At 53.9% G+C, this 18,464-nt stretch carries 14 protein-coding genes; all 14 read left to right on the forward strand.

The window, feature by feature from the left end:
- The first annotated feature begins 168 nt into the window (after positions 1-168).
- The 14 genes from ACY1JZ_RS07125 (at position 169) to ACY1JZ_RS07190 (ending at position 18,328) form a co-directional block, all read left to right on the forward strand.
- Positions 169-1,905, forward strand: a complete 1,737-nt coding sequence (locus tag ACY1JZ_RS07125; protein WP_462628643.1) for a proton-conducting transporter transmembrane domain-containing protein — start codon at positions 169-171, stop codon at positions 1,903-1,905.
- A gap of 3 nt (positions 1,906-1,908) precedes the next feature.
- Positions 1,909-3,534, forward strand: coding sequence for a complex I subunit 4 family protein (locus ACY1JZ_RS07130; RefSeq protein ID WP_462628644.1), 1,626 nt, complete (start codon positions 1,909-1,911; stop codon positions 3,532-3,534).
- 8 nt (positions 3,535-3,542) lie between these two features.
- Entirely contained in the window at positions 3,543-4,157 is a 615-nt protein-coding gene (locus tag ACY1JZ_RS07135; RefSeq protein WP_462628645.1) for a proton-conducting transporter transmembrane domain-containing protein, read from the forward strand.
- Positions 4,158-4,285: 128 nt separating this feature from the next.
- The gene (locus ACY1JZ_RS07140) at positions 4,286-7,405 is read left to right on the forward strand and encodes a S8 family serine peptidase (RefSeq protein WP_462628646.1); all 3,120 of its coding nucleotides are present in this window, start codon (positions 4,286-4,288) and stop codon (positions 7,403-7,405) included.
- A gap of 54 nt (positions 7,406-7,459) precedes the next feature.
- On the forward strand, positions 7,460-7,714 hold the full coding sequence (locus ACY1JZ_RS07145; protein ID WP_333485635.1) for a DUF1146 family protein: 255 nt from the start codon (positions 7,460-7,462) through the stop codon (positions 7,712-7,714).
- Between the two features lie 200 nt (positions 7,715-7,914).
- Positions 7,915-9,333, forward strand: a complete 1,419-nt coding sequence (murA, locus tag ACY1JZ_RS07150; RefSeq protein WP_462628647.1) for a UDP-N-acetylglucosamine 1-carboxyvinyltransferase — start codon at positions 7,915-7,917, stop codon at positions 9,331-9,333.
- A gap of 428 nt (positions 9,334-9,761) precedes the next feature.
- On the forward strand, positions 9,762-10,874 hold the full coding sequence (gene spoIID, locus ACY1JZ_RS07155) for a stage II sporulation protein D (RefSeq protein ID WP_462628648.1): 1,113 nt from the start codon (positions 9,762-9,764) through the stop codon (positions 10,872-10,874).
- A 74-nt stretch (positions 10,875-10,948) separates the two neighbouring features.
- Positions 10,949-11,683: a M23 family metallopeptidase gene (locus ACY1JZ_RS07160; protein ID WP_270166278.1), complete on the forward strand. Its 735-nt coding sequence runs from the start codon at positions 10,949-10,951 to the stop codon at positions 11,681-11,683.
- A gap of 197 nt (positions 11,684-11,880) precedes the next feature.
- On the forward strand, positions 11,881-12,168 hold the full coding sequence (gene spoIIID / locus ACY1JZ_RS07165; protein ID WP_270166277.1) for a sporulation transcriptional regulator SpoIIID: 288 nt from the start codon (positions 11,881-11,883) through the stop codon (positions 12,166-12,168).
- Between the two features lie 157 nt (positions 12,169-12,325).
- Positions 12,326-13,324: a rod shape-determining protein gene (locus tag ACY1JZ_RS07170; protein ID WP_270166276.1), complete on the forward strand. Its 999-nt coding sequence runs from the start codon at positions 12,326-12,328 to the stop codon at positions 13,322-13,324.
- Positions 13,325-13,405: 81 nt separating this feature from the next.
- Positions 13,406-14,272 (forward strand): flagellar hook-basal body protein, encoded by an 867-nt coding sequence (locus ACY1JZ_RS07175; RefSeq protein WP_270166274.1) that lies wholly within the window; start codon positions 13,406-13,408, stop codon positions 14,270-14,272.
- A 10-nt stretch (positions 14,273-14,282) separates the two neighbouring features.
- Positions 14,283-15,113: a flagellar hook-basal body protein gene (locus tag ACY1JZ_RS07180; RefSeq protein WP_270166272.1), complete on the forward strand. Its 831-nt coding sequence runs from the start codon at positions 14,283-14,285 to the stop codon at positions 15,111-15,113.
- Positions 15,114-15,133: 20 nt separating this feature from the next.
- Positions 15,134-15,478 carry a DNA-directed RNA polymerase subunit beta gene (locus tag ACY1JZ_RS07185; RefSeq protein ID WP_270166271.1) on the forward strand — a complete coding sequence of 115 codons (345 nt, stop codon included), beginning with the start codon at positions 15,134-15,136 and terminating at the stop codon, positions 15,476-15,478.
- A gap of 249 nt (positions 15,479-15,727) precedes the next feature.
- On the forward strand, positions 15,728-18,328 hold the full coding sequence (locus ACY1JZ_RS07190) for an Ig-like domain-containing protein (RefSeq protein WP_462628649.1): 2,601 nt from the start codon (positions 15,728-15,730) through the stop codon (positions 18,326-18,328).
- Positions 18,329-18,464: the final 136 nt, after the last annotated feature.

The following is an 18,464-nucleotide window of genomic DNA, read 5'->3' on the forward strand; positions in this document are numbered from 1 at the left end:
GGGAGGCTGCTTCGAGGGCTATTTGCCTTTGGGGCAGCCTTTGTGCTGTTTCTATGGAGCTGTCGCACGGCGGGAGGCAGGAATCATTCACGCGCATGAACATCTATAGACGCAAGGCACGCCATTTGTTACACTTTGAAGAAGGTCGATCGGAGAAGGAGGAAGATGATGTCGACGATATATGCCCAGTACGCTTGGGTCGTCCCGTTGCTTCCGCTCGTTGCATTTATATTTGTCATGACACTGGGGCGTGCTGCTGAAGGACTAGCTGTCTGGACGGCCATCGTTGCCTCCGTAGGCTCCTTGATGCTATCGCTGTGTATTATGCAGGAGCAGCTCATGGAAGCGAATAATGAATTCAGCGGGAAGTTCACCTGGTTCAAGGTTGGTTCGGTTCAGGTGAGTCTTGGTATTGAAGTGACTCAGTTAACCACGCTATTATTATGCGTCATCAGTCTGCTGCATGTCTGTGGTCTGATCTATAGTGCTTCATATATGAGCAGGGATGGGCGTGCTGGATTATTCTGCGGGTATATGTCGCTGCTCGGCTGTGCGATGATGGGGCTGGTGTTAGCTGCCGATATGCTAACCCTGTTCGCCTGCTGGCAGCTTCTGGGACTTGCCTCCGTTCTGCTGGCAGGCTTCTGGCATGAGCGCAATGGGGCCAAAGAAACGGTGATGCGATTATATATATTCGCTGCTGTAGGAGACCTTGCTCTCCTGCTCGTGATTCTGCTGTTGTTCTGGTATATGCCGGAGCACGCGCTTGATTTCGCATCCATACAGAACGTATTTGAAGGGCAGGCAACGAATATGGCCAAGTGGATTACGGCTCTCATCTCCGCTTTGCTCCTTATCGCTGCCGCTGCAAAATCCGGGCTATTTCCCTTTCATCTGTGGCTTCAGCACCTCGGCCCTGTTCCGCTGCCAGCCAAGGCAGCGATGTTCTGCATGGCACTGGCTCCAGCCGGTATTGTACTGCTATTGCGCGCTATGGCGGCACTACAAGCATCACCACTTATTATGGAGACGGCGGCTTGGCTAGGCGCCGCTTCGGCGCTGATCGGTGCAGCCGCTGCAGCCATGCAGCACAAGCTCGCTCGTATGGCTGGCTATGTGGCCGTCAGCCAAGTAGGTCTGATGCTGCTAGGAGTGGGTACCTATGCAACTTCGGGAACTGTCTATCTATTGATCGGCTACAGCCTGGCGGGGTTCTTGATGGTGCTCGGGTATGGTGCTCTGCATCCAGCAGCGGGTGAGGCCCGTCGCCGTTCACCTCGATCTCTTGCACGATGGGTCACAGCCATCGGGGCGCTCTCTCTGGCAGGCGTGCCTCCACTGCCCGGCTTCTGGGCCTATCAGCAGTTATTGCAGGCTGCGTTATCGACTCATGTGCTGCTATTCGCGGCTGCGCTCGCCGCACTGGCGGGTACGGCATTCTATGCGGGACGGGCTATCGTGCTGCTGAGCGATGAGCTGCGTCATGCTGAAGCTCCAGGCAGAGCGCAGGGCATTGTGCCTGCTGCACTGGCTTTGTTGCTCGTGCTGCTCGCAGCTATAGAACTTATATGGGGGAAGCAGGGCGGTCTGTTCCAGTGGCTGCAAGTGGATGTGACTTCCTATGATTGGTCGGTATGGCTCCCATTGCTGCTCTCGTCAGGCTGCGGCCTGTATCTGGCTGTCCATAACGGTCGTTCCCTCTCGAGGGAGGCTCATACAAATTCGTCAATCGTCTCATGGGCGGATGCTGTGCTGGATGGTGCTTTCCGTCGATTCGGCGCCAAGCTGATGGCTGGTCTGGACAAGGTCGGGCATTGGCTGCAACGACTGGATGAGCGCATGATGGAGGCTTTGCCCAGCCTGATGGCTGATGTGTGGGAGCGGCGGGGAAGAAGGAGGAAATAACGGATGCTCACCGGGTTGCCAATTTTAACCGTGATTCTTTTTACACCTGCACTGGGTGCGCTATTGCTGCTGTCGGTACCCTCATATCGGGTGGTATGGCTTCGTTACATCGCTGCCGCCATCTCGGCGTTGCCGTTGCTGCTATCGATGGTGCTGTTCATCTCCTATCAGCCAGGGCGCGGGGGCGAAGGGTTTAATGAGCGGCTGCCATGGTTTCGACTTCCGTGGGGCCATACGGAGCTTCAATTTGATTATCATCTAGCTGTTGACGGTCTCTCACTGCCCCTTGTAGTGCTTGCGGCACTCGTGTTTGCTATCTCGGCTGCGGCCTCGTTCATACATATTAAAAAGCGCTGGAAGACTTACTATGTGCTGTTTCTTGTGCTTCAAACCTGCTCGTTCGGCTTGCTGCTGTCACGTGATGTATTCATGTTCGTTCTATTCATGGAAACGGCCTTCGTTGTGATCTATATGCTGCTGGGCATATGGGGAGGGGAGCGGAAGGAGGAAGCCTCCAGAGCCTATCTTAATTATTCTGCTGTAAGCTCGGCGCTGCTGCTGCTGGGCTTGGCGTTGCTGCTAGGCTGGGGCTCCGCTCCTAGCAACCATGCAGCGCTGTTGGAGGACGCGTCTGCACAGGAGACCCTTAGCGGGAGCTATGATGCGCTATATTCGAAGCTTTATAGCGAAGGGGAAGTGTGGGAGGCCCCGAACCTGTTGTCGCCTGACGAGCCAGTCGGCCCAGCGGATAGCGGTATGGCAGACGGGCTGAAGTGGCTCATATATGTCTTACTGGCAGCGGGGTTTCTGCTGCGTCTGCCGGTGATGCCGTTTCACACGTGGCTGTTGCAGTTCTATCGGCAGGCGCCCCCGCCTGTATCCATGCTGGCCGCGGGGATTATGGTGCAAGCAGGTGTGTATGGCCTGCTGCGATTTGTCTTCATGCTGTTTCCTGAGCAGTCGGCAGCTTGTTCGGCGCTGTGGGTCTTCGCGGGGCTGCTGAATCTGCTCTACGGCGCGCTCTCCATCACAGCTCAGACGGATCTTCGGCATGTTGCGGGCTACAGTATGCTGAGCCAGTCGGGTGTTGTGCTGCTGGGTCTAGCTGCTATGAATGAATGGGGGTTGACCGGTGGGCTATTCCATCTGGTGAGCATCGGACTGGTTGGCTCGCTGATGATATTGATTTTCGGGAGCTATTATGAGCGCACGGGAACGTATGACATCGGACAACTGAGCGGCTTGGCTCGTCCCATGCCTTATATGAGCGGCTTGCTCATGGCAGCTATGCTGGCTGCTGTCGCCATGCCGGGCTTGTCCGGCTTCAGCGGGACGTTGACGGTACTGCTCGGCTTGTTCGAGACGATGAAGGGAGCCGCTGTGGCGACCATGCTCGGTCTGCTGCTTGCGGGCGTAGCCTTGCTGCGGGTTGTGCTGAGCATCACCTATGGTCCCGCTCGCGGCTCGCTGGCCAGCCTGCAGGATGCCAGGCTGAGCGAGGCGGTGCCTATGATTGTGCTATTGGCCTTTATTATTCTGCTCGGCATCTATCCTTCTGTGCTGTTGGATCAGATGACGCATAGCTTTTCGAGCTTGCTAAGCTGGCTCAACATCCGAACGGGAGGCTGATTCCATCTATGCTGCAACTGCCTGAACTATTGGCCATACTGCTGCTGCTGGCCGGAACCATTATGATGCGAGGACAACAGAAGATGGGAGGGTTCCTGCTGTCGAGTCTGGCTGTACATGGCGGCAATGTGCTGGCTGCCGCGGGGAGCAGCGCCGGAGCTGGCGCTGGCTCGGCCGTGTGGTCATTTTATCTGGTTGGGGCTGCTCTGATGCACCTCGGCCTGTACGTGGCGATGAATAAAGTAGCGGGAGCTGCGCGGCACGATGGGATGACGGCGCTTGCCGGGATGTATTATCGTTCGCCGCATATCGCTGTAGCCCTCATGTTTCTTGTATTATCGCTCTCTGGTATGCCGCTCTCTGCCGGTTTCATCGGCAAATGGCTGGTGTTGACCGCGGCGGCAGGTGACGGACAGTACGTGCTGCTGCTTGTGTTGCTGGCCTCCTGGCTAGGGACATTGAGCTGTTATTTCTCCATTCTGAGATCGATCTGGATGCGATCCTATGAGGGGATAGAGTATATGCGTATCACACCGTTATCTTCCATCCTTCTATGGCTGTGCGCGGGAGCGGGCGTGCTGCTGGGCCTATATCCGAATGCGTGGCTGAGCCTGTTCGCGTAGCTTTATATTCAATTGAAACATTACCCATAGGCAGGCGTATAAAATATAACTATAATGGGATTGGCACTTCGATTAGGAATCTGTGACGAAGCCGTTTCAAATGAGAAAACAAAGGTTAAAGGGCAATTATGATGATAAAATTATTCGCCGATTGGCATCTAGCAATATATCGCTCTAGCAAGGCATACAAGTCACAAACAGTTCAAAAAACAGTATTGCTGCTGCTTGCGGTCTGGTTGGTGCTGCTCACAGCTATGCCTCAGCCGCTGTTGTCAGCCGCACCGAACGTGGAGCCGGGTGATTCCACCCAATGGGCAACGTCTGTTTGGGCGGGACAAGAGGAGACGACAGCAGGCCATAGCCAGCCGTGGCATGAAGAGAATCAGGAAGGATCGGACGCTAGTGGGCAGTCGCCTGCATCGGCTGTCGAGGCGGATGGAGAACAATCTGATCGTGGGGAGCAGCGAACAGACGATCAGGCATCCGCAGAGGATGGAGCGCCGAAGACCGATGCGCCTGCGGTTATAGACCAGCCTGTTGAGCATGAAATCAAGGATGCTATCGACGGTAGCTGGTTGGTGAAATGGCGTGATCTGGAGCGTGCGCAGCCGCTTCCTGACACGGTGGTGCTGCATCGCGAGGAGCAGATGCGAACCGAGCTGGTTCGTCCGTCTCCTGGGATGGACATCGAGGAATGGCTCATCGCGCTGCGCAGTCATCCCGATATTGAGTATGTGCAGGCTAACGGAAGAGTGGGTTTGCTGGCATCTGTAACGCCCGATGATCCGTTTCTGGAATATCAATCCTATCTGGATCAGATTGGCGCCAGAAAAGCCTGGGAGAGTGTGACCGCTCAGACGGATCTGACCATTGCGCTCGTGGATACGGGGGTGGACCTGAACCACCCGGATCTGAAGGATAATCTGGTCAAGGGAACCAATCTGGTGCAGCAAGGCAAGCAGCCCCAGGATGACAACGGACATGGCACGCGAGTAGCGGGGGTGCTGGCTGCTATAGGCAATAATGGCAAAGGCACGGCGGGCATTGTGTGGAATGCGAGAGTCATGCCTATCAAGGCGTTGGACGCAGACGGCTACGGAGATGAAGACCGGCTAGGCGAAGCCATCATGTACGCGGTCAAGAATGGAGCCAAAATAGTTGTGCTGTCTGTCGGTTTATACCGTGCATCACCCTACATGCAGGACATTGTAGAGTATGCAGAGGATCAAGGAGTGCTGTTGATCGCAGCGACCGGCAATGATGGCCTGAAGTTTAAGAATAAGGTAGCGGTCAAATACCCGGCTGCTTATCCTTCCGTGCTGGCTGTAGGCGGGGCAAGCGCTGATGGCAAGGCGGAGCCGCGGTCGAATTCGGGGCCGGAGGTCGATATTGTCGCGCCATGGAATGTCTACACAACAGCACTCGGCGGCGGCTACGCCAAGGAGCAAGGAACCTCGATGGCGGCTCCGCAGGCGGCAGGTGTGGCGGCTCTTGTATGGGCAAAATACCCGCATATGGAGCCTTATCAGATTCGTGAATTGCTGCGCCAGACAGCCAAGGATGTCGGTGCCAAGGGATGGGATGAGCAGACAGGCTACGGTCTGCTGCAGGCCGACCAGGCGTTGACGGCATCCTATCGTCCTGATGCTAGAGAGCCTAACGACACGCGGGCATCAGCGGCAATGTTTCCATTGTCTGCCGAGGTGCCAGGGCAGTTGACAACAGGTAAGGACAAGGATGTCTTCAAATTGGACATCCCGTATGATGGGACGCTTGAGATCCGGTTCCAGGGGCTTGTCAATTCAGGCCAAGCGATGCCGCCAGTGACGCTGGCGTACTATTCAGGATCGCAGAAGCAAGAGGAGAAGCTGGTCAAGACGGGAACAAGGTCGGTGGAATGGAAGGTGAAGAAGGGGACAGGCTATCTGGAGCTGAAGTTTGCGGATGCGGCTCAGAAGGAGACCATTCCTTATCTACTTACCTCGGCCTTCACGATAGCGCCAGATGATTTTGAGGACAATGACACCAATTATAAGGCCTTTACACTGCCGGCGCGCAGCCAGAAGATTACAGGGAATTTCCATCAGACAGGAGATCGGGACTGGTTCGCCATTACCTTCACGCAATCGGGGACGCTGAGGGTCAAGATGGAGACGAATACGGTGCGAATCGATCCTGCCATCGCGGTTGGACGGGCAGGCGAACGGATGATGGAAATTGATGAGCACAGCGATGGCGAGACGGAGGAATCGGCTTTGATCAATGTGACGCCGGGCAAATACTTTATTCGGACGAATAATGCAGCGGCCTCCAATGCGAGTCCAGTCATCGGCACGTATACGTTGACGATTGAAATTTTGTCCGTATTCGATGATCCGAATGAACCGAATAATAAGTCCTATGAGGCAACATCGATGCGTCCTGGGACGGACTATGTGGGCGTCATTGACCCGGTGAGCGATGAAGATTGGTTCCAATTGCGCTTGACAGGAGACAGCATCGTCTCCATCCAGCTATCGGATATTCCTTCAAATCGCAGTATGAATATGGAAGTGCTGGATCGCACACAGAAGTCGCTATTCACACTGCGCTCTACAAGCGGCTCGACAGCCATGACGACCCATCGCAGGCTGTCGTCGGGAACGTATTATATTAAGCTGAGCGCCAGCTCCAAGTTTAATTATCAATATTATCGACTCAGAGCAGAGGTTGAGAAGCTGGTGGCAGGGTTCCGCGATGTTGATGGTCACTGGGCGACGGATGCCATCACAGCATTAACGAAGAATGGGATTATTCAGGGCACAGGCGGCTATAAATTCGAGCCGAATCGTCCCATTACCAGAGCAGAGGCGGTAGCCCTGCTGATCAAGGCCTTCCCGCCTGCAGGTGGGAGCACGAGGGACGTATCCTTCAAGGATCTGAAGGCGAGCCATTGGGCATACAATTCCATTAGGGATGCTGTTCATGCAGGATGGATACAAGGCTATAGCGATAATACCTTTGCTCCTGACCGCAATGTAACCCGTGCAGAGATGGCGATGATGCTGTCAGCGGCAATGAGTCTGGAGACCTATCCTGTTGTAACTGCGCCATTCAGTGATGTGAAGCCGTCCCACTGGGCAGCTCCGGTTATTGCTGTCATGAAGCAATCCGAGCTGATCGGGGGCTATGCGGATAACCGATTCAGGCCGTCAGGTGAAGCATCGCGCGCGGAATTCTCGGCTATCCTGTACCGGGCGATGCGGTAATTTGACCGCGCCGCAAGGCGTGGATAGGAATCGATCATAAGAAGGGGGCGAACGATGATGGACTTTGGCAGTATCGGAACAGCAGTCGGGATCAATGGCTTGATCGCCATCGCAATTACGCTGCTTAGCATTATTTTTGCCTGGTATGTGGTTCAGGAGCTTAAGCTGGAAGCCTTCCTGAAGCGCCCCCGCTCCGCGCAAGCGAGAATGCTTCAGGTACTGCTGGCCGTAGTGCTCGGACATGGTTTTGCCCGCTTTTTCCTTGATTACCTGGAATGGTTCGATAAGTTAAGGTGGTTTGTCGAATAAGCTCGCCCTGTTGAGCAAATAATGGGGATAGGAAGCTATACGAGCGGTATCCAGTCTCTGGCAACGCTTGCATCATATTCACGAAAATAACGCTTGTCGACTTGCATAGGATAATGCTAAGATGGAGTTTGTGATATTAGCTATGTGCCATTTTCTAACTGGTAAAGGAAATGATCGCAGCGCGCGGGGGGAATAACGAAATGAGCAAAATCATCGTCCGCGGTGGCCGAAGATTGACGGGAACCGTAAAAGTCAGCGGTGCAAAAAACTCTGTACTCCCGATTCTTGCAGCTTCGCTGCTGGCATCGGAAGGGGAGAGCACCATCTATGATGTGCCGCCTCTTGATGATGTATTGACGATACAGAAGGTGCTGGATTCGCTCGGGGCGAAGCTGGCCTATCAGAATGAAACGATGCGTATCCATGCTTCCCAGTTGACTGCGGTTGAAGCCCCCTACGATCTCGTTCGTAAAATGCGCGCATCTTTTCTGGTGATGGGACCGTTGCTTGCGCGTCTAGGCTGTGCCAAAATATCGCTGCCTGGCGGCTGCGCGATCGGCACACGTCCAATAGACCAGCATTTGAAGGGCTTCGAGGCGATGGGTGCCGAGGTTACGCTTGGCCAGGGCTACATAGAAGCCAGAACAGCAGGTAAATTACGGGGAGCCAAGATCTATCTGGATGTAGCCAGTGTTGGCGCTACCGAGAATATAATGATGGCAGCAGCTTTGGCTGAAGGGACAACGACAATTGAGAATGCGGCAATGGAGCCGGAGATTGTCGACCTGGCCAACTATTTGAATGCGATGGGAGCCAAGGTGAGAGGGGCAGGCACAGGCTTGATCCGCATCGAGGGCGTTGAGTCGCTGCATGGCGCTTCCCATACAGTCATCCCGGATCGTGTGGAAGCGGGTACGTATATTATTGCAGCAGCCATCACGGGCGGCGATGTGTATGTGGAGGGAGCCATCGCGAATCATCTGGCTCCGGTCATCTCGAAGCTGGAGGAGATGGGCGTAGAAATTAGTGAAGGTGAGAATGGCCTTCATGTTCGCTCCAATGGCACGCTGCGCGCGGTGGATGTGAAGACATTGCCATATCCGGGCTTTCCAACCGATATGCAGTCGCAGATGATGGCGCTGCTAATGGTGTCAGAAGGTACGAGCGTCGTTACAGAGACCGTATTTGAGAACCGCTTCATGCATGTGGAGGAGTTCCAGAAGCTGCAGGGACAGATTAAGGTTGAAGGACGCAGTGCAATCATTACAGGCAATGTTCCGCTGGCAGGCGCCAAGGTATGTGCTACGGATCTTCGTGCCGGAGCAGCATTGATCTGCGCGGCGCTTCGCGCTGACGGAGAGACGGAGGTCACAGGTATTCATCATGTCGACCGGGGATATGTAAATTTGACCAGCAAGCTAGCTTCCCTTGGAGCCGATATATGCCGGGTCGAGCCTGAGGATGAAGCTATCGTCGAGGCGGCTGTTAGTAAGAGCTCCGAGACGAAGCGGGGGCTGGCTCCTGTCGTATCGCATGAAGCAGATGCTTCTACTGAAGTGGCCTCCTTCAAACGGGATAAAGAAATGGCGGTACTGAAGGTACAGCCTACGTGGGCATAGGAAAGAACACCAGGCAACCTCTATGAAATGAATTCAAGCCTTCTGTCGTTGCGCAGAAGGCTTTTTGCTTTTTGATAAGCGCTGCTCGTCTTATACTACTTCTATATCTAATCCAAGCGAAGCTTTACCCGTCAACATGGCGGCAGCCGTCTACGCCAGTATATCGGGGTTGTCGTTGATGCGCTTGCTATGGTTGCTGTGCTAACCCGAACAACCTCTCGCCCATCTGCAGGCCGGCTGTTCTATTCTATTAGATGTGCTCATAGACTGTATTGAACTTGCAGACAGTAAGAGAGCGACTAGAGAAGACCAGCAGCAGCTTGCCGGATGCTATACTGCGGCAACGGCTTGGCATGGGTGATAATGAAGGAGAGAGCCGTTCACGGCAAGTCGTCTGCTGGCTTCCACTTGGCGGAGGGAGAGCAGACATGAGATTGATAGGATGGAGGCTATGGCTGGCGATTTTTGTGCTTGGAGCAGCCAGCGTCATAGGATGGGCGATCATGACCGGGGACAAGCCATCGGAACGAGAGGAGCCAACAGAGGAATCTGTGATTTCGGCGCATGCAGAGAAGGGTCAGATCAGGGCCAGGGCACGACAGCAGACGGGGAGCAACGTGGAGGCTCCTTCCCTATCCTCTCAGACACGCCCAGGCAACATTATCCCGTCAGACAATCAACAGGTAGTCGAGGCTTTGTCTATGATTCAGATTGGTGTGAAGCTTAGTCAGAGCAAGCAGGTCGAGAATGTACCACTGGAGCTGTATGTAAGAGGCGTACTGGCGGGAGAGATGCCAGCGGATTTCGAGCTGGAGGCGCTTAAAGCCCAGGCGATCGCCGCGCGCACTTATATTGTACGCCGTCTGGCCTTGCATACAGACGAGCCGTTGCAGGTATCGGGTACCATCAGCGATCAAGTATATATTCCATTGAAGGAGCTTGACCGCCATTGGGGGAAAGCATCCAAGGAACGGCTGGAGCAATTGAGCCGTGCAGTGGAGGAAACGGCCGGACAGATCTTGACCTATGACGGCGAGCCAATCGAAGCCCTATTCTTCTCTACTAGCAATGGGTATACAGAAAATTCCGAAGACTACTTCGGGAGCGTCCTTCCCTATCTGCGTAGTGTAGCGAGTCCCTGGGATGTCACGCTCTCGCCCAGGTACAAGCAGACAACAACGATGAAGCTGACGGAGTTCTATTCCAAGCTAGGGGTGAAGAAAGGGGCGGAGAAGAAGCTGAGCGTTGAAGAGTATACGCCAGGTCGCCGCATCAAACGAATCCGGGTGGGGGAGACCGAATATACGGGTCGCCAAGTCCGGGAGCTGCTGGGGCTTCCCTCAAGCCAGTTCACCTGGCGCATCAAGGGAAGCAAGATCGAAATGACAAGCTATGGCTATGGGCATGGCGTAGGGATGAGTCAATGGGGAGCGGAGGCGATGGCGCAGAATGGCCGCCGGGCGGAGGAGATATTAGCGCACTATTATTCTGGCACACGTATTGAATCCGCGACCGCATGGCTACCCCGTCTGAAAGGTTAGTAATCTTATAAAATACGATGACCTCACGTATAAAAGAGTTGAATCTGGCAACAATGGCTAGTGAGGTGATCAAGATGAATGAACAAAATAAATCCAAGCAAAAACATGAAGAAGCTCCCAAATCGACTCAGGGAGTACCGTCTGCTGCTAAGGCCTCTTCATGGAAAAGGCTGCTGTCGAAAAAATGGGTGACACCGGCAGCATTTATGGCCGCGGCAGCAATTATCGTAACCTTAATGTGGGTCTACCAGGGACCGCAGCAGCAGGATTTGCCAACTCAGACAAGCGAAATCTCCGGGGAAGAGCAGGAAGGGAACGAGCCGGTGGCAGTCTCGCCGGATGAGGAGACGCTGGAAGTTACGATCGGCGAGGAGGAGCTCCAATGGCCGGTGCTCAAGCCGAAGGAAATGGAAGTGCTGATGCCGTTCTACGATTCCAACGCCACCAATGAGGAGCGTCAGGCAGCGCTGGTGCAGTATGACAACACCTTCACGCCGAACATGGGGATTGATCTTGGCGGTCCAAGCGAGGATAGCTTCGATGTCGTTGCTGCGCTCAGTGGCAAGGTCACCCATGTCGAGCAGCATCCGCTGAATGGACATGTTGTCGAAATTACTCATCCCGGCGGCTACCTTACCGTCTATCAGAGTCTGTCGGATGTGCAGGTGAAGACAGGCGATGAGGTGAAGCAGGGCACGCTGATTGCCAAGTCGGGCACGAGCGAGCTGAAGAAGGAGCTTGGCAACCATATTCATTTTGAGCTGAGGCAGGAGGGCAAGGCGGTTAATCCGCTGGCTGTTCTACCGTAGGCTGCGAGCATCGCAAAAGGAACGGGCGGGGGCGACCTCGTCCGTTCCTTTTGTGACCAGGTGACGCCGATGGCCGCAAAAACGGCCGATTTCAGAAAATTATGGGCCAAATTAGCTTGTCACGCTTGGCAACAAAGAATATCTACCCGACCTACTCATATAATGTACCAAACTATCTCGAGTAGGGAGGCGGGAACGTGCACGATTACATCAAAGAAAGAACGATAAAAATCGGCCGCTGCATCGTGGAAACGAAGAACACGGTTCGGACGATCGCCAAGGAATTCGGTGTTTCCAAGAGCACAGTGCATAAAGACTTGACGGAGCGGCTTCCGGAGATAAATCCTGACCTGGCGGATCAGGTAAAGCACATTCTCGAATACCACAAATCCATTCGCCACTTGCGGGGAGGAGAAGCAACCAAGATCAAATATAAGAAAACGAGCGGTAAGAAAAGGGAGGCGATTGCGGCGGGGAAGGGATAACGTTTTTTTCTACAAAAATAGAGGATTTTCGCTTTTTATAGCGAATTAGGAACTAGATTCGGAACACTGCGCGTTTGCCTGCTGGGAAGTGCAACTGGATTTTGCGTGAGAAAACTAATACAATTGATTATAAAAGAGTGTGGGGGATTTGCGCCTTATGTTAAGCAATGATATCGGAATTGATCTCGGCACAGCTAATGTTTCCATTCATGTCAAAGGGAGAGGCGTCGTTCTGGATGAACCGTCCGTGGTAGCGATCGAGAATGATACCAAGAAGGTTCTGGCAGTTGGCGAGGAAGCGCACCGTATGGTGGGGCGCACGCCTGGCAATATTGTAGCGATCCGCCCTTTGAGAGACGGAGTCATCGCCGACTTTGAAATTACTGAAATGATGTTAAAAGCGTTTATTGATCGGGTTGGCGCCCGTAAGTGGTACAGTCGTCCGAGAATTCTGATTTGTGCACCTACCAATATTACTTCTGTGGAGCAGAAGGCGATCCGCGAGGCGGCGGAGCGCAGCGGAGCCAAGGAAGTATTTTTGGAGGAGGAACCTAAGGCGGCAGCGATCGGGGCTGGAATGGATATTTTCCAGCCCAGCGGCAATATGGTCGTTGATATTGGCGGAGGGACGACGGATGTAGCGGTGCTCTCGATGGGCGACGTCGTCACCGCCTCTTCGATTAAGGTTGCAGGGGACAAGTTCGACTCGGCCATCATGAAGTACATCAAGAGCAAATACAAGCTGTTGATCGGGGAGCGCACAAGCGAGGACATCAAGATCAAGATCGGTACGGTGTATCAGACCGGACGCAAGGAAAAGATGGACATACGGGGTCGGGATATGGTAACTGGCCTTCCGCTGACGATCTCGATCCATTCGGATGAAGTGCGCGAAGCGCTGTGGGATTCCGTCATCTCTATCGTGGCAGCAGCCAAGTCGGTGCTGGAGCGCACGCCGCCTGAGCTGTCAGCGGATATTATCGATCGTGGGGTCATTCTTACCGGGGGCGGAGCGCTGCTGGACGGTCTCGACACACTGCTGGCAGAGGAATTGAGAGTGCCTGTGCTGATCGCCGAAGATCCGATGCACTGTGTCGTCAAAGGGACCGGCATCATGCTGGATAATCTCGACAAGGTCGTCAAGAAGATGTTCTAATAGAAGCTAAATAATGAGCGCCTGGAATCCGATACATGAAGGTATAGACTATCGGGACTACCTGAAGGAGGACAAGCTTCTATGCTAAGAGGACTGTATACCGCAGCGGCGGGCATGGTGACCCAGCAGCGTCGTCACGACACCGTGACTAATAACATATCGAACCTCAACACCCCCGGCTTTAAGCAGGTCAATGCGATCGCACGTTCTTTCCCTGAGATGCTGATTGAACTGACGGGTCTGGGTGAGGAGCATAGTAAACGCCTTGGAGCTGTGAATACTGGCGTGTTTGCGGAAGAGAGCTTGTCCATTCACCTTCAAGGCGATCTGTCGGCGACAGACCGGGCCTCGGACTTTGCGATTATCTCGGATATTGACGTTCCCGGCATGACGTTCGACGCCTCGGGCAAATACGTCGATGCGAACGGACAGGTGACCTTCCAGCCGCAGGTATTCTTCACTTTGCAGGATCGCAACGGGGAGACCCGCTATACCAGGGACGGCAAGTTTACGCTCAATAATGAGGGCTTCCTCGTAACAGGAGACGGCTCCTTCGTGCTCGGCGCGGATAACAACCCGATTCAATTCGATCCGAATATTGCCATTAACCAGTTGATATTGGGGGCGAATCATCAGTTCATTGACAGCGTGACGGGGCTGGAGACAGGAGAGCAGCTATTGCTGACGCGGATCGAGAATCCGAATCAGCTCGTGCGCGAAGGCAACAGCAAATTCCAGCTTGTTGGCGAGGGCAACGTGACTCGTCCTGTGAATGATCAGGATCGGTTCGAGGTGCGTCAGGGCTATGTAGAACGTTCCAATGTTGACCCCTCCCAATCCATGATCGACATCATGGCGGCGCTTCGGGCATATGAAGCTAACCAGAAGGTTGTGCAGTATTATGACCGGAGCTTGGAGAAGGCAGTGAACGAAGTAGGACGAGTATAGGAGGCGCGGCATGAACAGTTCGATGATTAATGCGATGGTGTCGATGAACGGCATGCAGCGCAAGCTGGATGTGCTGGCGGACAATATTGCCAATGTGAATACGGTAGGCTACAAGCGCAAGGAAGCTTCTTTCGAGGATCTTCTGACCAATATAAAGCAGCAGGAACAGGCCTTTGATCAGCCTACGCGCCTCACGCCGCTCGGCTTTAACCAGGGCTGGGGCTCGCGTCTTACGCTGGTGCAGCCTGATCTGTCGCAGGGTCCGATTCAGCCAACCGATAATGTCTATGACATTGCCATTCAGGGCGATGCCCTGTTCCAGATTCAGACGCCGGCTGGCAACCGGGCATATACACGCAGTGGGTCATTCAAGATGGGAATGGATGCAGCCGGTGTGCCTATGTTGACCACTGCTGAAGGCTATCCTGTCATTGCACAGTTGCCCAATGGCGAGGAAGGACCGGTGCGCGTTCCAGACGGCTATACGCTGCGCGTCTCGGCTAACGGACAAATCGAGGGTGTGGCAGGCGATGGCGTGACAGCTGTGCCGCTAGGGCGAATGAGCCTCGTCCAGGTGATGAAGCCGGGCGTGCTGACGCCAGTAGCGGACAATCTGTTCGTAGTGGCGGACGGGCTGGAGCCAGAGGCGGTTGTCAGAGCAGTTGTGCCTAATGACACGAATCGAATCAGCTTGATGCAGGGGTATTTGGAGCAATCCAATGTCAACTTGACCGACGAGACGACAGAGCTGATGATCGTGCAGCGGGCATATCAAATGAGCGCGCGGGCATTAACCTCCAGCGATACGATGATGGGGCTCGCCAATAATCTTCGCGGTTGATGAGATTGGATGGATTGACAATGAGTAGAGAAGACCAAGGTGTACGGCAGCGCAGAGGAGGCTCCGCGCAGGCGGAGGATGATTTCGAGCCTCGACGAGCTGCAAGAGAGCAGGAGGAGCAGAGCGAGGGCAACGGGAGCCAGACGTCCAAATCGGGCAAGTCGGGCGCTAAGCCGCGCAAGCCGCTCGCTGTGAGGATACTCTTGTTTATATTGCGCAAGAGCATCGTGCCGCTTATTTTGCTCGTTGCATTGATAGCTGGCATGTACGCAGGCTATGTAGTGCTCGGCAAAGGGCCGGAAACGGATGTATTCGAGTGGGATACATGGCGACACATGTATGATCTGATTTTTTCGGACTCCTAGCTAGCTGAGGGTGCCTGGGCTATTGTCACTGCTAGGGTTATGGAGTAGGGGCTACATATAAGCAATGAGGGACACGCAGCCGGAAGGCTGCTTTTTTTTGATTTTCTTTTTATGTATTGTCTAACATGCAGTTGAAAATTGCGGTTTCGTCTTCATTATTAGGGTATCGTTGCCGATGAACAATAGTAGAGTCCATACCCAGATAGGTTGAGTTGTGAAATACAGGTTGTACAAGGAGGAAATGAAGTGATGTCAAGAAGGTTCCGTTCCGCTGTCGCGCTGGTCCTGATGGTGCTTCTTGTGGTTCACAGCAGTATCATCTCTGTTGCCGCAGAAGCCGAAATTTCTAGGCTCGTATTGAGCAAAAATGAAGTTTCGCTGGAAGAAGGGGGAACTGCCTCCCTGACGGCTACAGCCATCTATGTCACTGGGAGCACAAGCGATGTGACGGTCAAGACCGACTGGAGCAGCGGCAATGCAGAAGTCGCAACCGTATATGCGGGGACGATTACAGCTAAGAAGGAAGGCACGGCGGTCATTACGGCCACCTATTCAGGCAAGACGGTTGTTGTGAATGTCACAGTTAACAAAAAGGTCAAGGCGTTGACGATGGATGTGAACGATTTTGATCTGCGTGTAGGCAAGGAGCAACAGATTGAGCTGACAGCCATCTACGAGGATGGTACAAGCGAGATCGTAACGAAAAAGGCGGCCTGGTCTGTAGACAACTATTCCGTTGCGACCGTAGTGAACGGCTTGGTAACGGGCAAAAAATCAGGTACAGCGATCGTAACGGCGAAGCTGGGCAATCAGAGCCTGTCAGTGCAGGCATCGGTTGAACTTGCCCGCCGAATTGATATGGAACTGGCAGAGCTGGATCTGTTGGTGAAAGAAGAGAAAAAAATAGTGGTAACAGCGACTTATCCTGACGGCTCTACGCAGAATGTATCGGATAAGGCGGATTGGGCAAGTGACAATGAGAAGGTTGCTGATGCAATCAACGGCGTTATCAAGGCTTACTCGGCCGGGACGGCTACCATTACGGCAACCTATGGAACGAAATCGGATACCATTGTTGTGCATGTCGATGCTTCCCGCAAGCTTGAGGTGAGCAAGCAGGAGGTATTCCTCAGAGTGGGGACCTCACAGCAGCTTGGCCTCACCTTGACTTATATTGATGGTAATACGGCGCAGATTGCCGACAAGGCCAAATGGAGCTCATCGGATGAATCGGTTGCTTATGTGGTCAAGGGAGAGGTGTTCGGCCAAAAGTCCGGCACAGCGGAGATTACAGCGACCTATGGCAGCAAGAGCGTAACGGTTATGGTCGATGTGGAGGTGCCTAAGCGTCTTGATCTGGATGTTGATGCTGTGGATATGCAATTGAATCAGTCACAGCAACTGAAGCTGACGGCAACCTTCGCGGACGGTACACAGGATGTAATTACGGATAAGGCGCAGTGGTCCTCGGACAACACAGCGATCGCAGATGTTCTTAAAGGTAAAGTAACAGGGTACAAATCTGGTGTGACCGTGATTAAAGCGTCCTACGGCGGCAAGCAGGCAACGGCAACGGTAAGGGTGGATGTGCCGAACCAGATCGTGATCAGCCAGACAACGGTCGACATGCAGGTTGGCGATAGCTTGTCCTTAACGGCTAACGGGAATTATGCAAACGGCCGTGTTGATAATATCACCGCATTGGCGGAATGGAGCTCCTCTAACGCTGACGTTGCTGAGGTGAATAAAGGCACCATCACCGGTCTAAAGAATGGCACCGCAACCATTACAGTGAAGTACGGCGCCCGCACGGCGACAACGGTTGTCTCGGTTGGCGTCATCGAGAAGCTGACGCCAAGCGCCAAGAAGCTGCTGCTTCGCAAAAACGGCATCGCCGCCATTACGCTTACGGCCGACTACAAGGGGGCCGTGACCAAGGATGTGACGGCACTGGCAGACTGGAGCTCCTCCAAGCCGGACATTGCTTCGGTGTATAAGGGGCAAGTGACGGCTAACAGCTCTGGTTCAACGGTCATTACCGCTTCTTTTGGCGGTGAGAAAGTCACAGTTACCGTTGAGGTGGATGTGTCGGACAAGCTGACGGCAGACATCTATGGGGTCACGCTGGAGTTGAATGAGACCAAGCAGATTACCCTGACATCTGTAGATAGTCTGGGCGCCAAGACGGACGTCACTAGCGAGGCGGACTGGACAGCCTCCTCGAAGACGGTCGTTGATGTCAATGCGGGTCTGATCCGGGCGCTCGCTGCGGGCAAGTCCAATGTCATTGCCAAGTTCGGCGGCAAGACCGTCACGATCACCGTTGAGGTCGGCGCTGTGCAAAAGCTGGAGGCAGATGCAGAGGTGCTGTCTATGCAATCTGGCATCACGCAAGAGATCAAGCTGACAGCGGCGCTGCCGGATGGCCGAACGAAGGATGTGACAGCGCTGGCGGAATGGAAGAGCGGAAGCTCGAAGGTAGCCACCGTCACGCAGGGCAAAATAACCGCAGTCGCCTCAGGCAAGACGAAGGTGACGGCAAAATACAACGGCAAGACGATTACGATTCATGTGGATGTAGACCAGTTGAAATATCTGGACATCTACAGCGGCAAGAAGCCTGTTGCCCAGCTTACGATTAAACAAGATGAAACGATACAGTTGGATGCTGTGGCAACCTACATGGATAACTCGGAACGCACCGTGACGCTCGATGGCGTGTGGAGCTCGTCCCGCTCGACTGTAGCTCATGTCAAGCACGGGGTTGTAACCGCCCAGGGCAAAGGCAAGGCCACGCTGACCGTGAAGTTTGGCAATAAGTCGGCCAAGGTGCAGATTGTCGTCGAATAATTAAGCCATAACGTGGCGATATTTGGGCGATATGCGCGAAGTCGCGAGACCGCCCCCTGCGGGGGTGGTTTTTTTTTTGTTAGGGGAGAGGTATAATAATTGGGAAGCGCGTCAAGAGCCAGAGAAAGGAAACAAG

Source organism: Paenibacillus sp. J5 (assembly GCF_054955055.1).